This is a genomic window from Vibrio qinghaiensis (assembly GCF_002257545.1).
Taxonomy (GTDB): domain Bacteria; phylum Pseudomonadota; class Gammaproteobacteria; order Enterobacterales; family Vibrionaceae; genus Vibrio; species Vibrio ordalii.
This window is the reverse complement of sequence record NZ_CP022742.1, coordinates 681,908-704,374: the sequence shown is the minus strand read 5'-3', so window position 1 is coordinate 704,374 and position 22,467 is coordinate 681,908. Positions and strand designations below refer to the sequence as shown.

At 40.0% G+C, this 22,467-nt stretch carries 18 protein-coding genes; 12 read left to right on the top strand and 6 right to left on the bottom strand.

Translation table 11 applies throughout. The features are described 5' to 3' along the window. Positions 1 to 140 precede the first annotated feature (140 nt). The gene (locus CCZ37_RS16815; protein ID WP_094182980.1) at positions 141 to 536 is read left to right on the top strand and encodes a DUF3465 domain-containing protein; all 396 of its coding nucleotides are present in this window, start codon (positions 141 to 143) and stop codon (positions 534 to 536) included. A 126-nt stretch (positions 537 to 662) separates the two neighbouring features. Here CCZ37_RS16815 and CCZ37_RS16810 read toward each other — a convergent pair whose 3' ends face one another. After that, entirely contained in the window at positions 663 to 962 is a 300-nt protein-coding gene (locus CCZ37_RS16810; RefSeq protein ID WP_094501630.1) for a type II toxin-antitoxin system RelE/ParE family toxin, read from the bottom strand. Then, positions 959 to 1,201, bottom strand: coding sequence for a type II toxin-antitoxin system ParD family antitoxin (locus tag CCZ37_RS16805; protein ID WP_072609711.1), 243 nt, complete (start codon positions 1,199 to 1,201; stop codon positions 959 to 961). The genes CCZ37_RS16810 and CCZ37_RS16805 overlap by 4 nt, the downstream gene beginning before the upstream one ends. A 203-nt stretch (positions 1,202 to 1,404) precedes the next feature. Between CCZ37_RS16805 and CCZ37_RS16795 the strand changes: the two genes are divergently transcribed. Further along, complete coding sequence (locus CCZ37_RS16795) at positions 1,405 to 2,163, top strand: hypothetical protein (protein WP_094501516.1); 759 nt, start codon at positions 1,405 to 1,407, stop codon at positions 2,161 to 2,163. Between the two features lie 121 nt (positions 2,164 to 2,284). On the opposite strand, the gene CCZ37_RS16785 is transcribed toward CCZ37_RS16795, so the two are convergent. Beyond that, the gene (locus tag CCZ37_RS16785; protein ID WP_019282621.1) at positions 2,285 to 2,584 is read right to left on the bottom strand and encodes a type II toxin-antitoxin system RelE/ParE family toxin; all 300 of its coding nucleotides are present in this window, start codon (positions 2,582 to 2,584) and stop codon (positions 2,285 to 2,287) included. Further along, positions 2,581 to 2,823: a type II toxin-antitoxin system ParD family antitoxin gene (locus tag CCZ37_RS16780; RefSeq protein ID WP_017045414.1), complete on the bottom strand. Its 243-nt coding sequence runs from the start codon at positions 2,821 to 2,823 to the stop codon at positions 2,581 to 2,583. Before CCZ37_RS16780 ends, CCZ37_RS16785 begins: the two co-directional genes overlap by 4 nt. A 1,767-nt stretch (positions 2,824 to 4,590) precedes the next feature. Between CCZ37_RS16780 and CCZ37_RS16770 the strand changes: the two genes are divergently transcribed. From CCZ37_RS16770 to CCZ37_RS16710, 5 genes are all read left to right on the top strand, one after another. Beyond that, complete coding sequence (locus CCZ37_RS16770; RefSeq protein ID WP_157729227.1) at positions 4,591 to 5,337, top strand: S1 family peptidase; 747 nt, start codon at positions 4,591 to 4,593, stop codon at positions 5,335 to 5,337. Positions 5,338 to 6,003: 666 nt separating this feature from the next. Continuing rightward, on the top strand, positions 6,004 to 6,510 hold the full coding sequence (locus tag CCZ37_RS16755) for a hypothetical protein (protein WP_094501626.1): 507 nt from the start codon (positions 6,004 to 6,006) through the stop codon (positions 6,508 to 6,510). Positions 6,511 to 6,715: 205 nt separating this feature from the next. Then, positions 6,716 to 7,456: a J domain-containing protein gene (locus CCZ37_RS16745; protein ID WP_094501624.1), complete on the top strand. Its 741-nt coding sequence runs from the start codon at positions 6,716 to 6,718 to the stop codon at positions 7,454 to 7,456. 2,316 nt (positions 7,457 to 9,772) lie between these two features. Continuing rightward, positions 9,773 to 11,557: an NACHT domain-containing protein gene (locus CCZ37_RS16720; protein WP_094501620.1), complete on the top strand. Its 1,785-nt coding sequence runs from the start codon at positions 9,773 to 9,775 to the stop codon at positions 11,555 to 11,557. Between the two features lie 677 nt (positions 11,558 to 12,234). Beyond that, entirely contained in the window at positions 12,235 to 12,792 is a 558-nt protein-coding gene (locus tag CCZ37_RS16710) for a hypothetical protein (protein ID WP_094501618.1), read from the top strand. A gap of 1,680 nt (positions 12,793 to 14,472) precedes the next feature. Here the strand turns inward: CCZ37_RS16710 and CCZ37_RS19435 are convergent. Next, a complete protein-coding gene (locus CCZ37_RS19435) occupies positions 14,473 to 14,880 on the bottom strand; it encodes a class I SAM-dependent methyltransferase (protein WP_244187318.1) in 408 nt (135 codons plus the stop codon). Between the two features lie 1,555 nt (positions 14,881 to 16,435). Here CCZ37_RS19435 and CCZ37_RS16695 point away from each other — a divergent pair. Together CCZ37_RS16695 and CCZ37_RS16685 are read left to right on the top strand one after the other, a co-directional pair. Then, positions 16,436 to 17,737 (top strand): hypothetical protein, encoded by a 1,302-nt coding sequence (locus CCZ37_RS16695; RefSeq protein WP_094501616.1) that lies wholly within the window; start codon positions 16,436 to 16,438, stop codon positions 17,735 to 17,737. 145 nt (positions 17,738 to 17,882) lie between these two features. Further along, complete coding sequence (locus CCZ37_RS16685) at positions 17,883 to 18,440, top strand: hypothetical protein (protein WP_094501614.1); 558 nt, start codon at positions 17,883 to 17,885, stop codon at positions 18,438 to 18,440. A gap of 25 nt (positions 18,441 to 18,465) precedes the next feature. On the opposite strand, the gene CCZ37_RS16680 is transcribed toward CCZ37_RS16685, so the two are convergent. Continuing rightward, entirely contained in the window at positions 18,466 to 19,434 is a 969-nt protein-coding gene (locus tag CCZ37_RS16680; RefSeq protein ID WP_094501484.1) for an IS30 family transposase, read from the bottom strand. Positions 19,435 to 19,720: 286 nt separating this feature from the next. Here CCZ37_RS16680 and CCZ37_RS16675 point away from each other — a divergent pair, with 286 nt between their 5' ends. The 3 genes from CCZ37_RS16675 to CCZ37_RS16665 all read left to right on the top strand — a co-directional run bounded on the left by CCZ37_RS16675 (position 19,721) and on the right by CCZ37_RS16665 (position 22,334). Continuing rightward, the gene (locus CCZ37_RS16675) at positions 19,721 to 20,176 is read left to right on the top strand and encodes a hypothetical protein (RefSeq protein ID WP_094501612.1); all 456 of its coding nucleotides are present in this window, start codon (positions 19,721 to 19,723) and stop codon (positions 20,174 to 20,176) included. A 668-nt stretch (positions 20,177 to 20,844) separates the two neighbouring features. After that, positions 20,845 to 21,702, top strand: coding sequence for a DUF2971 domain-containing protein (locus tag CCZ37_RS16670; protein WP_094501610.1), 858 nt, complete (start codon positions 20,845 to 20,847; stop codon positions 21,700 to 21,702). Between the two features lie 149 nt (positions 21,703 to 21,851). Continuing rightward, entirely contained in the window at positions 21,852 to 22,334 is a 483-nt protein-coding gene (locus CCZ37_RS16665) for a hypothetical protein (protein WP_094501609.1), read from the top strand. Positions 22,335 to 22,467 lie beyond the last annotated feature (133 nt).

The following is a 22,467-nucleotide window of genomic DNA, read 5'->3' as shown; positions in this document are numbered from 1 at the left end:
ACAATTTAAGAGGGATTCACAACGCTCGGCATTTTTGCTTCTACTTCAAATTTAGTGTTTATGGCACAATGCTTTAGGTTTGGGTGGAGGCGTTGTTCACCCCTTAATTGGGCGTTATGTGAATTGGAGAAATTGAGTATATGAAGAAGTTAATCGCTATATTTATAGCCGTCTTTTGTCTAGCTTCGATTGGTGCTCAAGCTAATGATCATCAGTTAAAAAATGCGTATGAAAATCATCAAAGTGATATTCAAGTTCAAGGCTCAGGCATGGTCATTCGCTTGTTACCTGATGACAACGAAGGGAGTAGGCATCAAAAATTCATATTGAAACTGGACAGTAAACAAACTTTACTTGTTGCTCACAATATTGATTTAGCTCCTAGGGTTCCAAATCTAAAAGTTGGCGATCGAGTCCAGTTTTACGGTGAATATGAATGGAACAAAAAAGGTGGTGTCATGCACTGGACGCACAAGGATCCAAACAATAAACACCCGCACGGTTGGTTAAAGCACAACGGTAAGACGTACGAGTAAAATTCACATAACAAACGGCTCAAGAGGGATTGCCAACGCGTGGCGGCTTTAGTTCAAAATTGAAGTTCAGTGTTTACGGTGTGTTTTTTGAGTCCGGCGGTGCGTTGTCAACCCCTTAGCCGGGCGTTATGCGCCAAAGATTGGATTCACATCCATACTCTTATGCAAGATCCTAATTATCTGGATGTTTTGGCTACCAATTTGTTGATAAAAAATAACATGGCTTCCTTGCGGAAACTTTCGGTAGCCATCTCTGATTTCATCACAAGTTTTGCCAATGTCAGGATTTTCAGCTAATAGCCAAAATGACTCATCGAATTGTTTTAGGTAAATATTTCGCTGCTCTCGCCCCCATCTACGGGAGGTAAATAAGGCAATATCTTTTAAATCGGATTTTGCCTTGATTGTAAGTTGGAATGGTTTCATTTTCTCTCTTCGCTATCTAGTTCACTGATAAACGAATCGAGGTCATAATCAGCCATACCACTTTCTTCACCTTCAACGAGTAGCTGTCGTAACGTGTTCATTTTTGTTTCTTGTGTTTCGAGTAAACGTAAAGCTGAACGAATCACTTCACTTGCTGAACCATAGCGTCCACTTTGGATCTGGCTACTGATAAAGCCATCAAAATGTTCACCAAGAGTAATGCTAGTATTTTTAGCCATTGCGAGCTCCTTAGTACCAAATAATACCTAATTATGGTATTAAGTTGGCTTGACCGCAAGTGGCGCATAACAAACAATTCAAGCAGATTCGCAACGCGTGGCAGTTTTGGTTTGCAGTGAGTTTTGTGTTTATGGCGCAATGCGGTAGCTTTTGTATTGCGTTGCTCACTACTTAATTGGGCGTTATATTTTAGGAGAGTTTTGTGCAAGTAAATCATTCTTTTCGGCTATTAATAGAAGCTGCACTGTGTAAAACACAATTTAGTCTAGAGGATTTTGATATAACGTATCCTTCGTATGGCGATTTGGTGACAATCGAGTTTAAGCACCATGAAGGATTCAAAATATCTCTGGAAGAAGTAGAGTTTGAGGAAACACTGAAATTAACTAAGGGACTATCAGACCATTTAGCATTGGGTTTGCCGAGTTCATTTTACGGTGAGCCAGATACAAAAACAGTGACAAAAACAAAGTATGTATCCACAGAATCACCAGGTTCAATCAAAGCCACTGATGATGTGACAATTAAAAGCTTGACTGAATTTCCACGACGCTTCATCGCTTGGACTAGCAACATCGAGGCAGAACTACTGTCAATCTATAGTTTGCCAGAAAGCCCTGAAAATGATCTTGAAAGCCAAATTGAAGCAATTTTTCCTAATGAAATTGCCGAACCGACCAGCAAGTTTGATGCAAGTGAAGTATCAAAGCTAAAGGAAAGTCTTGAGACTTTGTACAAACGGGTTGAACAGCTGCAAGAGCAATGTGCTATTTCCAGTAGTGAACTTGAGTCTCTACGTAAAGCTTTAGATAACGCCAGTGAAAGTGCTCCTAAATATCCGAAAGGAATGTGGCTTAAACTGAATAAGGGAAAAATCAAAGAGTCGTTAGTAGCGATATTCAAGTCTGAAGAAGGGCGCCAGTTTTTGCTAAAAGTAGTTGAAAAAATCACACTAACATAAAATATAACAAACGGTTCAAGAGGGACAGCCAACGCGCGGCATTTTTATTATGCGTTGATTTTTGTGGTTACGGTGTTATGCGGAAGCTTGGTAGTGGCGTTGTCTGCCCCTTAACCGGGCGTTATGCGCCAAAGATTGGATTTACATCCATACTCTTATGCAAGATTCTTATGATCTGGATGTTTTGGCTACCAATTTGTTGATAAAAAATAACATGGCTTCCTTGTGGAAATTTTCGGTAGCCATCTCTGATTTCATCACAAGTTTTACCGATATCAGGATTTTCAGCGAGTAGCCAAAATGATTCATCGAATTGTTTGAGATAAATATTTCGTTGCTCGCGGCCCCACCTGCGAGAGGTAAATAAGGCAATATCTTTTAAATCGGATTTTGCCTTGTTGGTTAGTTGGAATGGTTTCATTTTCTTTCTTCGCTATCTAGTTCACTGATAAACGAATCGAGGTCATAATCAGCCATACCACTTTCTTCACCTTCAACGAGCAGTTGTCGTAAAGTGTTCATTTTCGTTTCTTGTGTTTCGAGTAAACGTAGAGCGGAACGAATTACTTCACTTGCTGAGCCATAGCGTCCACTTTGGATTTGGCTACTAATAAAACCATCAAAGTGGTCGCCGAGAGTGATGCTAGTATTTTTAGCCATTGTAATCTCCTAATACCAAATAGTACCTAATTATGGTATTAATTTGAGGTAATCGCAAGTGGCGCATAACAAAGCATTTAAGATGGATTCCCAACGCCCGGCATTTTCAGTTTGAATCAGCTTAAGTGATTACGGCACAATTGTTTAGGTTTGGTGGAGGCGTTGCTCACCACTTAATGCGGCGTTATGCAACTCAGGTAAATTTAGGGGTTCAATCTTTTGGATTTCTCCGGCCATTCGTTTGGTATTGTCGGCAAATGAGCTTTTTTACCCTAAAATTCGTGGTTTACTCAAGCCGTAAAACAGGCAAGGTTCTTTGTTTGCCTCAATGAGTTTTGGTGCTGGTTTGTTGTGAATTTAGCGGGCGCAAAGTGTGGAAAGGGCAAGTTTATCGAGCATTTTGCACTTGCTGAAGTTTTAGCTCGTTGAGTTTTCCTGATTCAAAAGCTTGGTTTGTTGTTGAACGGTGGACTTTGTTTTGGCGGCTTATTTATCGCAGTTCTTGCTTGGGTTGATTCTTGAATCACTCAACCATTGCAATGGTGGCTTTTGGTCGTGTAAATTCAGTTTATCTCATTGAATTTGCATAACAAACGGCTCAAGAGGGATTGCCAACGCGTGGCGACTTTAGTGCAAAATTGCAGTTCAGTGTTTAAGTGTGTTTTTTAAGTTCGGCGGTGCGTTGTCAACCCCTTAGCCGGGCGTTATGCAACTCAGGGAAATTTAGGGGTTCAATCTTTTTAGGTTTCTCCGGCCATTCGTTTTGTGTTGTCGGCAAATGAGCTTTTTTACCCTAAAATTAGTGGTTAACTCAAACCGTAAAACAGGCAAGGTTCTTTGTTTGCCTCAATTAGTTTTAGCGTTGGCGTGTTGTGAATTTAGCGGGTGCAAAGTGTGGAAAGGGCAAGTTTATCGAGCATTTTGTGCTTGCTGAAAGTCTTGCTTGTTGAGTTTGTCTGGTTCAAAAGCTTGATTTGTTGTTGAAAGGTGGACTTTGTTTTGGCGGCTTATTTATCACTGCTCTGGCTTGGGTTGATTCTTGAATCACTCAACCATTGCAATTGTGGCTTTTGGTCGTGTAAAGTCGGTTTATCTTATTGAATTTGCATAACAAACGGCTCAAGAGGGATTGCCAACGCTTGGCGGTTTTAGTGCAAAATTGAAGTTCAGTGTTTACAGTGGTTTTTTAAGTTCGGCGGTGCGTTGTCAACCCCTTAGCCGGGCGTTATGCAACTCAGGTAAATTTAGGGGTTTAATCTTTTAGGATTTCTCCGGCCATTCGTTTTGTGTTGTCGGCAAATGAGCACTTTTACCCTTAGATTCGTGGTTCACTCAAACCGTAAAACAGGCAAGGTTCTTTGTTTGCCTCAATCAGTTTTAGCGTTGGCGTGTTGTGAATCTTGTGGGCGCAAAGTGTGGAAAGGGCAAGTTTATCGAGCATTTTGTACTTGCTGAAAGTCTTGCTTGTTGAGTTTGTCTCATTCAAAAGCTTGGTTTGTTGTTGAACGGTGGACTTTGTTTTGGCGGCTTATTTATCTCGGCTCCTACTTGGGTTGATTCTTGAATCACTCAACCATTGCAATTGTGGCTTTTGGTCGTGTAAAGTCGGTTTATCTTATTGAATTTGCATAACAAACGGCTCAAGAGGGATTGCCAACGCGTGGCGACTTTAGTGCAAAATTAAAGTTCAGTGTTTACAGTGTGTTTTTTAAGTTCGGCGGTGCGTTGTCAACCCCTTAGCCGGGCGTTATGTTTTTAAGGATAATTGTGAAAAATTTTACACATTTATATCAGAGCTTTAAGTACTCAATGGTCCGTATAACTGTTAGAACAGAAAGTGGAGACTTGAGTAATGGTTCTGCGTTTCATATTGGAGATGGTTGGCTTGCTACCGCCGCACACGTAGTGAATGGCGGAGAAATCGAGGAAATTGTTTCTGAGTATTGTAATGAAAATTTGGTAGTCGAAAAGATTATTAGTCACAGTGATGACCGAGTTGATCTAGCAATAATTAAGACTAACCTCGATCTTACTCACTATTTAAAAAAAACGACTATTGTGGGGTCTCCAGAGGGATTTGTTCAAACTGATCATGTTGAAATTGGGGGGCATTTAGATGACTGGATTGGAGATGAGTTAGTTCTATCTAAAGTATTGCTAATGGGTTACCCGCCAATTCCCTTTTCAAATGGACCAGTATTACTCGCATCGGAAGGTGAAGTTAATGCAGTAGTTGACAAGTATAATGGTCCACACCCGCATTTTATTATTTCTAATATGGGACGTGGGGGATACAGTGGTGGACCTGTTTTAAGTGAATATGGCTTTTTACTTGGTGTACTTACCGAATCATTAGTAGCAAATAACCAATCTGAGGAGCTTGGGTATTCATCTGCAATATCAGTTGAACCTTTATTGGTGCTACTACAAGAAAACGGCGTTTATCCTGGTAAAAATAAAGAGACCATCGAGGTGCTTCTTGAAGGTGCTGACCATTGGGATAACAAAACATAACAAACGCTTCAAGAGGGACAGCCAACGCGTGGCATTTTTACCATGCGTTGGTTTTTGTGGTTACGGTGTTATGCAGTAAGTTGGTAGTGGCGTTGGCTGCCCCTTAAGCGGGCGTTATGCAACTCAGGTAAATTTAGGGGTTCAATCTTTTGGATTTCTCCGGCCATTCGTTTTGTTGTGTCGGCAAATGAGCATTTTTACCTTCAAATTCATTGTGAACTCAAGCCGTAAAACAGGCAAAGTTCTTTGTTTGCCTCAATCAGTTTTGGCGTTGGCGCGTTGTTAATTCAGTGGGCGCAAAGTGTAGAAAGGGCAAGTTTATCGAGCATTTTGCACTTGCTGAAAGTCTTGCTTGTTGAGTTTTCCTGATTCAAAAGCTTGGTTTGTTGTTGAAAGGTGAACTTTGTTTTGGCGGCTTATTTATCGCAGTTCTTGCTTGGGTTGATTCTTGAATCACTCAACCATTGCAATTGTGGTTTTTGGTCGTGTAAATTCGGTTTATCTCATTGAATTTGCATAACAAACGGCTCAAGAGGGATTGCCAACGCTTGGCGACTTTAGTGCAAAATTGAAGTTCAGTGTTTACAGTGGTTTTTTAAGTTCGGCGGTGCGTTGTCAACCCCTTAGCCGGGCGTTATGTGCTATCTAAGTATGCAAGGAATTTTGATGATATTTGAATGGTTTTCCACAGTATTTTCTGAGCCTACAGAACAAGCAAAGTTGTTTACTGTTGCTATTTCTACAACGCTTGCTGTTGCGCTATTATTGCTAAATCAATGGTTTATTAGGAAGCGAGATAAGAAAGAAAGGACTATAGAAAAGCTAGAAGAACTTACAGGATCTGTACGTGAGTTTTACTCACTAGGAAACGAGGTAAACCGCTCTCTAAATCTAAATAAGAATTACGACGAAAAGCTAATTGAGAAGTTTGTCGGGCTTGGAATTAGGATTGATACTTTGTGTAATCTATATTTTTGTCAGTCAAAGATAGATACCTCGATATCTGCAGATGTCATCAGTTTAGGAATGGACGCATTAAGTGAACCAAAGCTCGAAAGTGGGGATACGATTCCTAGCGACCATCCTTATTTAGAAACTAATGAAGAGCTCCATATGTGGTTTGAAACGTCGCAATCAAAATTGGAAAAATTAATACATCAGCACGTAAAATAGCACATAACAAACGCTTCAAGAGGGACAGCCAACGCGTGGCATTTTTATTATGCGTTGGTTTTTGTGATTACGGAGTTATGCGTTAAGTTGGTAGTAGCGTTGTCTGCCCCTTAAGCGGGCGTTATATTTGTTCTTTCACTCTACTTACGTCATACCGTAAGGTTGTGATATTATCTTCGCATTGATTCCGAGTGTAGTTAATTCTATGCCAACTTATTATGATGTTTTAGGCGTAACTCCAGAAGCACACCTTGTGGTAATAAAAGCTGCATATAAAGCTCTAGCTAAGGTTTATCACCCAGATCGTTGGAATGGCGATAACAAATTTGCTAAAGAGAAAATGCAAGAAATCAACGAAGCTTATAATATTTTATCAAATGAGCAGTTGCGTTCGAGTTATGATCAGAAATTTGACGATGAAAACCGTTTTTACTCTACTGATTTTGATGATAGTAACGTTGGTGATACTACGGATTCGATGTTTGAATCTGATTGGAACTATGCAGTAGAGTTCTATCCTTATATTAGATTTCACTATGAAGACTTGCGTCGACTATCGGTTAAGCTTGCTCAAATGTATAAGTTCACATTGCTGGATAGTAAAGATTTTGATAGGGCAGACCGATTAAAAGAGGACTTGGAAAGTAATTTTATTAGGAAATATTTCGGTTCTAGTCATGTGTTACAGCAACGGGGTAAGTATCATCTACTAAATAAAGAAAAACATATAGCTCTAGAGATTAATAAAGCAGCGGCTTTTTTTGGGAGTAATGTGCCTGTCGAACAAATTCTAAGTAAAATTGATGCTAAATATGGTGGAGTTGATTTCAATAAAAATACCACGGTTTCCACATCTAATAACTATTTTCAATTGAGCTTAAAGCAAGGTGCTATAGTAGCTGCATTTCTTATTATTTGTGTTTCTATTACCATTCTTAACCTATAAATATAACAAACGCTTCAAGAGGGACAGCCAACGCGCGGCATTTTTACTATGCGTTGGTTTTTGTGGTTACGGTGTTATGCGGAAGCTTGGTAGTAGCGTTGTCTGCCCCTTAAGCGGGCGTTATGCAACTCAGGTAAATTTAGGGGTTCAATCTTTTGGATTTCTCCGGCCATTCGTTTTGTGTTGTCGGCAAATGAGCTTTTTACCTTCAAATTCATGGTGAACTCAAGCCGTAAAACAGGCAAGGTTCTTTGTTTGCCTCAATGAGTTTTGGTGCTGTTTTGTTGTCAATTCAGCGTGCGCAAAGTGTGGAAAGGGCAAGTTTATCGAACATTTTGTACTTGTTGAAAGTCTTGCTCGGTGAGTTTGTTTCATTCAAAAGCTTGGTTTGTTGTTGAAAGGTGGACTTTGTTTTGGCGGCTCATTTATCACAGTTCTTGCTTGGGCTGATTCTTGAACCACTCAACCATTGCAATTGTGGTTTTTGATCGAGTAAAGTCAGTTTATCTTATTGAATTTGCATAACAAACGGCTCAAGAGGGATTGCCAACGCTTGGCGGTTTTAGTACAAAATTGAAGTTCAGTGTTTACAGTGTGTTTTTTGAGTTCGGCGGTGCGTTGTCAACCCCTTAGCCGGGCGTTATGCAACTCAGGTAAATTTAGGGGTTCAATCTTTTGGATTTCTCCGGCCATTCGTTTTGTGTTGTCGGCAAATGAGCATTTTTGCCCTCAAATCCGTGGTTCACTCAAGCCGTAAAACAGCTAAGGTTCTTTGTTTGCCTCAATCAGTTTTAGCGCTGGCGCGTTGTGAATCTTGCGGGCGCAAAGTGTGGAAAGGGCAAGTTTATCGAGCATTTTTTACTTGCTGAAGTTTTCGCTCGTTGAGTTTGTCTGATTCAAAAGCTTGGTTTGTTGTTGAAAGGTGGACTTTGTTTTGGCGGCTGATTTATCTCGGCTCCTACTTGGGTTGGTTCTTGAATCACTCAACCATTGCAATTGTGGCTTTTGATCGAGTAAAGTCAGTTTATCTTATTGAATTTGCATAACAAACGGCTCAAGAGGGATTGCCAACGCTTGGCGGTTTTAGTGCAAAATTGCAGTTCAGAGTTTACAGTGTGTTTTTTGAGTTCGGCGGTGCGTTGTCAACCCCTTAGCCGGGCGTTAGCTGAGGTTAAGAAAAACCATAAAATTAAGCGCTTATTTTTCTTAGTCAGAGGCTCTAGCTTTACACCTGAAAGTCAGCACTTTTCCATGTATCTCGCCAGTGGCACTGTTCGTGAAGTGTTTGAACTAACCGAAGCCTTCTTACGGGAAGTGATGTGCTTGTTTATTTCTTTGGTGTGGCTTCTTTGGTTTTGAAGCTCTTTCGCGCTTAAATGGATTTCGCGCACTTGGTTGTTGGCTTCTTCGAAAGGATTCTTTGTAAATTTAAGCTCTAGAAACTCGTCAAGTTTTGCTGTTATTTCTTCTTTGCCAAGTGCGTTTCGTGGGTTAGGTTTTAGTTTCTCAGTTGTCCGTTTTACTTTGTCGCTTGAAAACAATAATGTGTTTTAAATTAGGCCGTTGGGTAGCAAATCTCCGGCTAAAGTGCAGCAGCTAACAAACGGCTCAAGAGGGATTGCCAACGCGTGGCGGCTTTGGTGCAAAATTGAAGTTCAGCGTTTACAGTGTGTTTTTTGAGTTCGGCGGTGCGTTGTCAACCCCTTAGCCGGGCGTTAGCTGAGGTTAAGAAAAACCATAAAATTAAGCGTTTATTTTTCTTAGTCTGAGGCTCTAGCTTTACACCTGAAAGTCAGCACTTCTCCGCGTATCTCGCCAGTGGCACTGTTCGTGAAGTGTTTGAACTAACCGAAGTCTGTTTACGGGAAGTGGTGTGTTTGTTTATTTCTTTGGTATGGCTTCTTTGGTTTTGAAGTTTTGTCGCGCTTAAATGGATTTCGCGCACTTGGTTGTTGGCTTCTTCGAAAGAATTCTTTGTAAATTGAAGTCTTAGAAGCTCGTCAGTTTTCCTGTTATTTCTTCTTTGCCAAGTGCGTTTCGTGGATTAGGTTTTAGTTTCTCAGTTGTCCGTTTTACTTTGTCGTTTGAAAGCAATAATGTGTTTTAAATTAGGCCGTTGGGTAGTAAATCTCCGGCTAAAGTGCAGCAGCTAACAAACGGCTCAAGAGGGATTGCCAACGCTTGGCGGCTTTAGTACAAAATTGAAGTTCAGTGTTTACGGTGTGTTTTTTTAGTTCGGCGGTGCGTTGTCAACCCCTTAGCCGGGCGTTAGGCGTCAATTTGGAAAACTCGATCGAAAATGAGATTTTAGAATAAATGAAAGACTTGTTAAAAAAAGCTAGTGGGGGTTTAGAGGGTGTTGCTCTAGATATAGTTAATGCAGCATCAGGAGTTCTAAAGAAGAAGCTAGCTGAAGCGTTTGCAATGGAAAGGCTTAAGGTTTTTCGTGAAAATATTCAAAGGATAGGTTTCGTAAAAACTATTTTGAACCCAGATTCGATAAAAAAACTGGATGATATCTATTTCGATAAAACGGTTGCGTATGATAGTTGCCATTTCGAGTTATTTTCTCAATTTAGGTGTCCTCACGTACTTATTGAAGGTGGTCCGGGTCAAGGTAAATCTCTATTCTTACGTAAACTCTGCTTAAATGAAGCCAAAGGCAGTTCCTTGATCCCTATTTTTATAGAATTTCGTAACTTAAAGTTCGAACAAAATTTGAGAACAGAGTTGATCGAGGCAATAAATGAGCTTGGTGTTAGTCTCGACTCAAGTATGTTCGATTTTGTAGCAAAATCGAAAAAGGTGGTCTTATTTCTTGATGGCTTTGATGAAATCCCTAATTGCTCAAGAAGAAAAGTAGCACAAGAACTTGAAAACATTGGTAGGGCATATCCTGATTTAAAAATGTTAATCTCGTCAAGACCAGATGCAGGTATGGGAGGGTCTTATTATTTTACCAAGATCAAGATAGATCCAATGCCTTTAGCTATACAGAAAGAGTTTATCGAGCATATTTATGAGTGCCCGCATCAATGTAGAAGCATTAACGATATTCTTGACAGTAGCACTTTCCTGTCAGAAGTAACGGTTTCACCGTTACTTCTGACATTGTTTGCAATCACGTATAACTCGCGGCAGTTTAAACCAGATAGCTTGTCAGAATTTTATAGCCTCATCTTTCCAACGATGCTTTATAGGCATGATCGAATGAAAGTTGGTTTTGAGCGAGAGCGGAAATCAAATCTCACTGACTTTCAAATGCAAAAAGTGTTTGATTTGTTGAGCTTTCTATCGTTGCAGGATAACAATACTCGTTTTAGTGCGTATGAGTTTAGTTCTTATCTTGAGAAGATAATAAAAATTGAAAGACTAGAAGAAAATCTAGAAGATTTTTTAATTACAGATATATCTGATATTACCGCCCTTATTGTCAAAGATGGGTATGATGATTATTCATATACGCATAAAAGTATTCAAGAGTACTTTGCGGCTGTTTTCATCAATCGATTACCTGAAGAGAAAAAATCTGCTTTTTACAGCATGATTGTTAATAAGCAATATGAGTTTACAAAGTGGCAGAATTCTCTAGCATTTTTAGAAACACTCGATCACAGAAACTATTTGAAGTACTTCTTAATACCTTTTAAGAAAAAGCTATTAAGGTTAACAGAGAAAAACACTGTTAAAATGACTTACGCTCAAGTAATGCAATTATTTGGTGAAGATAGTCGATTTTTAGTGACAGAAGACGGAATTGTAAAGGGCTTCTACTGGGGAGATACCGTTGCGTCTGTGCTTTACAAGTCATACTCAGATTTTGCAAAGTCCAAAATGGAAAAATATCTAACTTCTATTCGTAGAGAAATTTGTGATGTGATCTCATTTTCAGATGCCTATTATTATGATGACTGCCGCACAGATGACGGTGATTTTTTGCTACCCATAGACTACGTGATTAAACATGCGAGTCATCAAATAAAACTTAGTTCATTTATTTCTAAAGAATTTAATAACAGCAAATTTAAACGGGAAGTTATCGAACTTGAAGCACAGCTTGACTTAGTCGATATCTATACGGATGAAATCTTGCCTTTCTAAGTCGCCGCCTAACAAAGCATTTAAGAGGGACAGCCAACGCGTGGCATTTTTATTATGCGTTAGTTTTTGTGATTACGGTATTATGCGGTGAGTTGGTAGTAGCGTTGGCTGCCCCTTAATGCGGCGTTATGCAACTCAGGGAAATTTAGGGGTTCAATCTTTTTAGATTTCTCCGGCCATTCGTTTTGTGTTGTCGGCAAATGAGCACTTTTACCCTCAGATTCGTGGTTCACTCAAACCGTAAAACAGGCAAGGTTCTTTGTTTTCCTCAATCAGTTTTAGCGTTGGCGTGTTGTGAATCTTGTGGGCGCAAAGTGTGGAAAGGGCAAGTTTATCGAGCATTTTGTACTTGCTGAAAGTCTTGCTCGTTGAGTTTTCCTAATTCAAAAGCTTGGTTTGTTGCTGAAGGGTGGACTTTGTTTTGGCGGCTTATTTATCATGGCTCTGGTTTGGGTTGGTTCTTGAATCACTCAACCATTGCAATTGTGGCTTTTGGTCGTGTAAATTCAGTTTATCTCATTGAATTTGCATAACAAACGGCTCAAGAGGGATTGCCAACGCGTGGCGACTTTGGTACAAAATTGCAATTCAGTGTTTACAGTGTGTTTTTTGAGTTCGGCGGTGCGTTGTCAACCCCTTAGCCGGGCGTTATATTTGCTATTGAGTTAGGAGGAAAATTGGAAGTTTCGTGGAATGATGTAAATAAAATTGGTCAAAATAAAGCTTTATCAAAGGCTTATTTATGGTTCTTTTTAGTACCAATTTTAGCCAAAATAATAGCGTTAGTTGAAAGTCCTATTGTTCTGACATCTATAGCAGAGGGGTTAATTTTTGACCTGTCATTGCCATTTTCTTGGAAATTGTTTTACTTAAGCTCTGTGTTCGTTTTTCTCGGAAATGCTATGTATCTTTTATGGTGTCCGCAGATTATTAAAGATTACCCAACATTTTCAAAGTTTGAGACTGACGGTCTAGGTGGGAAGTATCTGCTCGATTATGCTGAAAGAATAGATTGCTCAATAGAAACAGCAGAGACAGAAATGATCAACAATCTAGATTATGACCCAGTTAGAAAAAAAGAAGCAGTTAAGGCTGTATTTTATACTGTTTGTGAGCGTGAGAAAATGACTAAACTTAAACGTAAGTGTCTCTGCTTATTAATGTATATTTTGGGCTTTTTATGCTTATTATGGATTATGGGTCAAAATGCAATATATGTCGCACAACAAATATAACAAGGCGTTAAAGAGGGATTCACAACGCGCGGCATTTTCATTATGCATTGATTTTATTGGTTTTTATTGTAATGCGGTGAGTTAGTCGTTGCGTTGCTCACCCCTTAACGCGGCGTTATGCAACTCAGGTAAATTTAGGGGTTCAATCTTTTAGATTTCTCCGGCCATTCGTTTTGTGTTGTCGGCAAATGAGCTTTTTTACCCTAAAATTCGTGGTTCACTCAAGCCGTAAAACAGGTAAGGTTCTTTGTTTGCCTCAATCAGTTTTAGCGCTGGCGCGTTGTAAATTCAGTGGGCGCAAAGTGTGGAAAGTGCAAGTTTATCGAGCGTTTTGCACTTGCTGAATTTTTCGCCCGTTGAACTTGTCTGTTCCAAAAGCTTGGTTTGTTGCTGAAGGGTGGACTTTGTTTTGGCGGCTTATTTATCATGGCTCTGGTTTGGGTTGGTTCTTGAATCACTCAACCATTGCAATTGTGGTTTTTGGTCGTGTAAAGTGGTTTTATCTCATTGAATTTGCATAACAAACGGCTCAAGAGGGATTGCCAACGCGTGGCGGCTTTAGTGCAAAATTGCAGTTCAGTGTTTACGGTGTGTTTTTTAAGTTCGGTGGTGCGTTGTCAACCCCTTAGCCGGGCGTTATGCAACTCAGGTAAATTTAGGAGTTCAATCTTTTGGGATTTCTCCGGCCATTTGTTTTGTTTTGTCGGCAAATGAGCACTTTTGCCCTCAAATCCGTGGTTCACTCAAGCCGTAAAACAGCTAAGGTTCTTTGTTTGCCTCAATCAGTTTTAGCGCTGGCGCGTTGTGAATCTTGCGGGCGCAAAGTGTGGAAAGGGCAAGTTTATCGAGCATTTTTTACTTGCTGAAGTTTTCGCTCGTTGAGTTTGTCTGATTCAAAAGCTTGGTTTGTTGTTGAAAGGTGGACTTTGTTTTGGCGGCTGATTTATCTCGGCTCCTACTTGGGTTGGTTCTTGAATCACTCAACCATTGCAATTGTGGCTTTTGATCGAGTAAAGTCAGTTTATCTTATTGAATTTGCATAACAAACGGCTCAAGAGGGATTGCCAACGCTTGGCGGTTTTAGTGCAAAATTGCAGTTCAGAGTTTACAGTGTGTTTTTTGAGTTCGGCGGTGCGTTGTCAACCCCTTAGCCGGGCGTTATGCAACTCAGGTAAATTTAGGGGTTCAATCTTTTAGGATTTCTCCGGCCATTCGTTTGGTGTCGTCGGCAAATGAGCATTTTTGCCCTCAAATTCGTGGTTAACTTAAACCGTAAAACAGACAAGGTTCTTTGTTTGCCTCAATCAGTTTTTGCGCTGGTTTATTGTGAATTTAGCGGGCGCAAAGTGTGGAAAGGGCAAGTTTATCGAGCGTTTTGCAGTTGCTGAAAGTCTTGCTTGTTGAGTTTGTCTCATTCAAAAGCTTGGTTTGTTGCTGAAGGGTGAACTTTGTTTTGGCGGCTTATTTATCACAGTTCTTGCTTGGGTTGATTCTTGAATCACTCAACCATTGCAATTGTGGTTTTTGATCGAGTAAAGTCATTTTATCTCATTGAATTTGCATAACAAACGGCTCAAGATGGATTGCCAACGCGTGGCGACTTTAGTGCAAAATTGAAGTTCAGTGTTTACGGTGTGTTTTTTGAGTTCGGCGGTGCGTTGTCAACCCCTTAGCCGGGCGTTAAATGCTTTCAGCTTTGCGTGAAAACCTAAGTATGTGACCTTTGAATTTTTGCTCTAGATAGTCGGTATTGTCAGGTCTTATGTGATCACTAGTGAATCCATATTCACTCATTTTCGAGCTAAGTTTATTTTTTCGTCCTCGGCCTGGGTCAACGATAATAATATTGCATGTCGGATTAGCATGAGTTTGAATGAACTGAGCCAACAATGAGATGTGTTGGTCTTCATATAAAAGGTCGCTACCAATAATTAAATCAAAAAGGCCGAGCTGACTATTCGTATCTGCCCAATCGACACGTTCGAAAGCAATTTTTTTCCGATTATTCAGTTGAGTATTTCTGTCCAGGAATATTTCAACTTCAGGGTGATAATCCGTGGCGGTGATGTTTGCCATTTGCTCATTCAGAAGTAGGCTTGATAATCCAATTCCGCAACCGACTTCTAGAATTCGTTTGTTATTGGTATCTAAATTAAGGACGTGATGTGCTAGAACTAAACTGGATGGTCAAACTACCCCGAAAATTGGCCATGACGCAGAAGAAATACCTAAGTTTCGTGCCGTGTTTTTAGGGTCGCTAAACTGTTGTTTATCACGCAAGGTGCATAGATGTATATCATTGTTTCCAATGACAATTGTTTGGTAACGAAAACGAAGTGTAGTTATCATAATGGTTCTTGGTTAGGTAGAGAAGCTAAGCCAAATATTAATAATCCATATATGACGAAACAAAAAGTGTAATAAAGGCTAAAGCAATTTGAGTTTAGTGCAAGGCATTTAACAAACGGCTCAAGAGGGATTGCCAACGCGTGGCGACTTTAGTGCAAAAGTGAAGCTCAGTGTTTACGGTGTGTTTTTTAAGTTCGGCGGTGCGTCGTCAACCCCTTAGCCGGGCGTTATGCAACTCAGGTAAATTTAGGGTTTCAATCTTTTGGATTTCTCCGGCCATTCGTTTTGTGTTGTCGGCAAATGAGCATTTTTACCTTCAAATTCGTGGTCAACTCAAACCGTAAAACAGGCAAATTTCTTTGTTTGCCTCAATGAGTTTTGGTGCTGGTTTGTTGTCAATTCAGCGTGCGCAAAGTGTGGAAAGGGCAAGTTTATCGAGCATTTCGCATTTGCTGAAAGTCTTGCTTGTTGAGTTTGTCTCATTCAAAAGCTTGGTTTGTTGTTGAAAGGTGGACTTTGTTTTGGCGGCTCATTTATCACAGTTCTTGTTTGGGGTGGTTCTTGAATCACTCAACCATTGCAATTGTGGCTTTTGGTCGTGTAAAGTCAGTTTATCTCATTGAATTTGCATAACAAACGGCTCAAGAGGGATTGCCAACGCGTGGCGGCTTTAGTACAAAATTGAAATTCAGTGTTTACGGTGTGTTTTTTAAGTTCGGCGGTGCGTTGTCAACCCCTTAGCCGGGCGTTATGCAACTCAGGTAAATTTAGGGGTTCAATCTTTTGGATTTCTCCGGCCATTCGTTTGGTATTGTCGGCAAATGAGCTTTTTTACCCTAAAATTCGTGGTTCACTCAAGCCGTAAAACAGGCAAAGTTCTTTGTTTGCCTCAATCAGTTTTAGCGTTGGCGCGTTGTCAAATTAGTGGGCGCAAAGTGTGGAAAGGGCAAGTTTATCGAGCATTTTGCACTTGCTGAAGTTTTAGCTCGTTGAGTTTTCCTGATTCAAAAGCTTGGTTTGTTGCTGAAAGGTGGACTTTGTTTTGGCGGCTTATTTATCATGGCTCTGGCTTGGGTTGGTTCTTGAATCACTCAACCATTGCAATTGTGGCTTTTAGCCGTGTAAAGTCAGTTTATCTCATTGAATTTGCATAACAAACGGCTCAAGAGGGATTGCCAACGCTTGGCGACTTTAGCGCAAAATTGAAGTTCAATGTTTACAGTGTGTTTTTTGAGTTCGGCGGTGCGTTGTCAACCCCTTAGCCGGGCGTTATACATAAGGAGATATCGAGAATATGCCAGAATTAAATGAAGTATTTGGGGTAAACCCAAATCAAGTACTTTCCTATATCGAGAGGGATAAAATTGACACTAAGTTTAGTGATTCACTAAGTACTGGAAATCACATAGTCGTATATGGAGCATCGAAACAGGGTAAAACAGCCTTGGTGTCGAGACATCTTCCCTATGAAGAAAATATCGTTGTTAGACTCACTCCAAATACAAATATATCCGATATTTATTCGAGTATTTTAAGACAAGTAGGAGTGGAAATTGAGACTGCCAATCAAAGTGAAGAAACGTCGACCTCTTCCGCTAGTGTTGGCATAAAGGCTAAAGCAAAAATATGGCTGTTTGGAGAGGGTGAGGCAAGCGCATCAGGTACTATTAGTGCGGGCAGCAAACAGTCAAAAACATATCAAACAGTTCCATTTAATTTAGCTGTCGCGCAGGATATATCAGAGCTTCTACATAAGATTAACTTTAGCAAAAAGATCATCTTAGAAAATTTCCACTATTTGGATGAAGAGAAGCAAAGGGAGCTTTCATTCGATCTAAGAACTTTTCAAGAAACGGGCATAATATTTGTAGTCCTTGGAGTTTGGCGCAAGAAAGATAGGCTGAGAACATTCTGCCCTGACTTAACGGATAGAGTGAATGACATACCTGTTGAACCTTGGGTTGAAGGTGATTTTAGGAAGGTGGTACAAAAAGGGTGTGAAGAACTGAATATTACTATTAGCGAAAGCATTATTGCCAAATTTTTGGCAAATTCGTTCGGAAGCATCGGTGTGCTTCAGGAGTTATTAAAGGCTTGTTGCAATTTTGCAGGCATTAATCGAACCCATGAAGGCGAAAGCCTTCATTTAGCAAATGATTCTTATGCAGATCAAGCCTTAGAAGAAAAGTGCAATGAGTATCGAGAAAACCACCAGCAGGCGTTAGAATTATTGGCGGCTGGAAATGTAACGCACTCAAAGGGTAAGGAAAAAGCGCCTCTTCACCTTCCTTACTATCTAGTTAAAGTTATTGTCCAAAAAGGATATGACGGCATAATTGGTGGTTTATCTAGAGCCGATATTACTAATGGAATTAAAGCTATGCATCACCGCGCTGAGGATGTTAGGCCCGGAGATATAAGTAACCTACTGCATAATATATCCCACCTTCAGTTCAAGAAAAGGTTGAATCCACCTTTGATTGACTATGACCAAGGAAAAAGGCTTCTTTTTGCAATAGATTCTACGTTCTTCTATTTTCTCAAGAATAGTAATCTTAACGAGTTCGAAGAAGAGCTACCTTCACCTTTGGATTAAAGATGTATAACAAACGCTTCAAGAGGGACAACCAACGCGCGGCATTTTTACTATGCGTTGGTTTTTGTGATTACGGTGTTATGCGGTAAGTTGGCAGTAGCGTTGGCTGCCCCTTAAGCGGGCGTTATGCATATTGGAGGAAACATTGGAAGAATTAGTTACAGCAATTAATAATGCGGCTTTGCCAAGGACAATAGACTATGTAACATTGCTTGTTGCAGGCGCATCTTTGCTTATCGCAGCAGTGTCTCTCATTGCTGCTGGGTTCGCTACATACTATGCGAGAGCACAGAAAAAAATAGCTCAACGTGCAGAACGTAATCAAATTACATTAGAGCTTTTTGACTGCTTACATATTGTTAAGAAATTTAATGGTTCTAACCTGGATGATGAGCTTGTAGATCGCACATTCAAGCGTCTTCAAAAGTTAAAGCTAAAAGCTTGTGATAAAGAGTTATTAAGCGCAGAGTCCCATGCATTTATCTCAAAAGTTTTGACAATAGTTCATGAAATGCCAACAAAACAGAGCTTGCACAAAGAGAATACTGACGATGAGCTTCAGGTATTTCTAAATAAATTTGGTGTTGAGGTCACTGTTGAGCAGTTACAGAAAAAGTTTCGAACAGATTACATGGAAGCTCGCTATTTTTTACAAAAAGAAGCTTTCTTAAGGTTTGAGGAACTATTTGCAAAATATGCTTAGTATCAAGTTTGAAGTGCGACACTTTCTACAGATGCGCATGAATATACTCCGTTGGTGTTCTATACCCAAGCCTTTTGCGTGGGCGTGTATTTAATTTATATGCAATTTCATTACACAGCTTCTGTGTCACGTGTGACATGGAGGTTCGTTTTGGTAAGTATTGTCGTATCAAACCATTGGTGTTTTCATTAGTGCCTCGCTCCCATGAATGGTATGGATTTGCAAAGTAAAACAGGCAGTTATGATGTTTTTCTAGTTGTGCATAACCATGAAATTCAGTGCCGTTATCTGATGTTATCGTTTTAAAAGGTAAGTCAGAGCGGGTCATGATTTTGCTCATTCTTACGTTGAGCGACTCGCTTGTTCTATCGTCCATTTGACCGATAAAAGTGTAGCCAGTCATTCTGTCGACTAAAGTGACGATACAGTGCTTGGTTCCGCGACCCACGACGGTATCAATTTCCCAGTGGCCAGGCTCTTTTCGATGCTCAGCGTCTGCAGGTCTTTCGGCAATATGACGCTTATTTGCCAGCCGTCCTCGACTGTCTTTTGAGTTGTACCTTTTACGCCTTTTCTTGGTGGATTGGCGTAGGTGTTTCCATAGCGTTCCACCGAGAGTTTTGTCGTTCCAAACGTGCTGATAAATGAGCTCGTGGCTCATTGTTGGATAGCCTCTCATCCTTAGGTATCCGACGATTTGGTCAGGGCTCCAATCCAGTCGTAGCAAGGCTTCAGGTAGTCTGAAGTCAAGTTTGGTATAGCGTTTATTTCGCCGTGAACGACTAAGCCGGTTGCGCGCCATTTGCTGTGCTCGCTCTGGTTGATAAGAGTACCTATCGAAGAACTTGTTGTAACGACAATTACGTTCAATTTCTCGATAGATAGTGGCTTTGTGACGCCCCAGTTGTTTAGCTATTTTTGCGGTACTGATCCCTTGCTTTCTGAGCAAAGAAATCATATACCTTTCAATCTCAGTGAGGTGTGTGTATTTCATGTTTTTTACTTCTTGGCGGGAGCAAACTTCATGATTATCGCACCTTACTGTTTTTATGTTCAGAGGTGTCGCACTTCGTACTTGAATCCAAGATGCATAACAAACAATTTAAGCTGATTCGCAACGCTCGGCGCTTTCGGTTTCAATCTGTTTAGTGATTATGGTGAAGTGTTTGAGTAAGGTGGCAGCGTTGCTCACAACTTAATTGGGCGTTATGTGCTTGCGAGCCTTGTAAATAAGTGGTGGTTCGCCATACTATTAAGTCGTTTAAATATCGAGGTTAGTTATGAAGAATGCATTACTACGCTATGTAAAGGATAAACTGGAAACAGAAACTCGCCTTATTGGTAAAAGCTATATTTCAGGCTCTGATTTGTCTAACCCTCGCGGTGACACTTATGTTTCGATTGGGGTTAGAGGTTTTCCTGTTAACCTGTCTTATGGTCATCCGAAAATGAAAGATCAAGAGCTTATTCACATTGGAATTACCATCACTAGAGCAATTTATATTAAAAATAGCTCAAAGTTTGACTCTGATGCAAAAATATTTATAACAAACATAACGGGAAATGAGCCTCAACGAGGTGCAGAACACAGTGGTGAATTGAGACCAATTTGGAGATCAAAAATTGATATTCCTGTTCGTCAAGAAAACTTTGATATGTTCTATGAGCTATTGATCGATACATATTTAAAGTTCTATGGAGAACTATACAAAAGTGAGTTAGTTAACAAAGTTTAACTACGCACATAACAAACGGCTCAAGAGGGATTGCCAACGCGTGGCGACTTTAGCGCAAAATTGAAGTTCAGCGTTTACAGTGGTTTTTTGAGTTCGGCGGTGCGTTGTCAACCCCTTAGCCGGGCGTTATGCAACTCTGGTAAATTTAGGGGTTCAATCTTTTGGGATTTCTCCGGCCATTCGTTTTGTGTTGTCGGCAAATGAGCATTTTTACCCTCAAATTCGTGGTTAACTCAAGCCGTAAAACAGGTAAATTTCTTTGTTTGCCTCAATCAGTTTTGGCGTTGGCGTGTTGTGAATTTAGCGGGTGCAAAGTGTGGAAAGGGCAAGTTAATCGATTATTTCGCATTTGCTGAATTTTTCGCCCGTTGAACTTGTCTGTTCCAAAAGCTTGGTTTGTTGCTGAAAGGTGGACTTTGTTTTGGCGGCTTATTTATCACGGCTCTGGCTTCGGTTGGTTCTTGAATTACTCAACCATTGCAATTGTGGCTTTTGGTCGTGTAAATTCAGTTTATCTCATTGAATTTGCATAACAAACGGCTCAAGAGGGATTGCCAACGCGTGGCGACTTTAGCGCAAAATTGAAGTTCAATGTTTACAGTGTGTTTTTTGAGTTCGGCGGTGCGTTGTCAACCCCTTAGCCGGGCGTTATATTTTAAAGGACTATAATGAAAAACCTATATAAATACGTTACACCAGAATCTATTGACATTATTCTTCGTAATTCATCTATAAAAATTACTAACCCGTCGGAGTTTAATGACCCCTTGGACTGCAATGTCCCTGAGTTTGAAGTTGACTCTAAGATATTGAAAAAAATATTTACTAAGAACTCTGGTGTTACAAAGCACGAAATAAGTGATCTTTCCTCAGAGCTCGACAAAAGCATTAGTGAGCTCAAATCAGAGTTGGAGCCATTGTCTAAAGAACTAACGTCCGCTTGGGAAGAGCTTATCGCGCAATTCAGGGTTTTGTCACTTACTGAAGATTCTAATAATATTTTGATGTGGTCTCATTATGCGGATGACCATAAAGGTGCGGTAATTGGTTTCAAAAAGTTTGAAGGTAAAGGGTTTGTCAAAAATGCAAAACGCGTCGATTATAGAAATGGGAGCAAAAAGTTCAAAGAATTCTCGTCTAAATTGTTTGAAGTGTTAGTTCAATATTTTATTAAAGAAGAGCAGGATGCACATGTTAGTAATAAGCGTGAGAAACTAGTCGTTAATGCATTGACGTCTTCAACCTTAAAGTTTTTTACGTCATATTTCTTCTTTAAGAAAAATGAATGGAACTACGAAAAAGAGCATAGACTAGTTTTAAGGTGTGACTCTTCTGATATTAGTCAGAATGGAGGTGTCGAAACTATATCATTTGATACTAGTGAAGTATGTGAAATCATTTTTGGTGTTAAAGCTGACACTGAGGTCGTCCATTCTTGTTCTCTCCTGGCTAAAGAAAAGTATCCTGAAGTACATGTTTATCAAATGGAAAAAGTAGGCTGGAGCTTAGTACGAAAAAAAATATAACAAGCAATTTAAGAGGGATTCACAACGCTTGGCATTTTTGCTTCTACTTCAATTTTAGTGTTTATGGCACAATGCTTTAAGTTGGGTGGAGGCGTTGTTCACCCCTTAATTGGGCGTTATGCGCTAAAGGTGCACTAAAGGAGATAAAAATGGAAAATATACGTCAAATGGGTGTTTTAAAAAGCTATATCAATTTCCAACTATTAGACTATATCGATGAGAAGTTTTTAGAAGGAGATGAAGCCGCTAGATATTTAGTTACTTCATTTGCACAAAGAAAATCTTTTGAACCAAACGTCATATTAGATTGTATCTCATGTAAGGAAACCACATTAACATTACTATCAGGAATGATTTTTTTTGTTCGTTCAAATACTCTACCTCCAATTGAAGATGATAAATGTAAGTGGTGGAAACACATAGAGATTTCAATTGACCAAAACGATGACATTAGAGTAACAGCAATTACTATCATCCGTAATGCAATAGCACATTGGGATGAAGAAGGTTCGGGAGTGGAATTTTTAGAGGGAGCTACCAAGTTTACCGCTCATAAAGGCACATTATCAATCACAGATGAAGGTTTGCACTTATTAGTGATGCAAATGTATGGATATTCGCAACGCGCATAACAAACGCTTCAAGAGGGACAGCCAACGCGTGGCATTTTTATTGTGCGTTGGTTTTTGTGGTTACGATGTTATGCGGAAAGTTGGTAGTAGCGTTGTCTGCCCCTTAAGCGGGCGTTATGCAACTCAGGTAAAT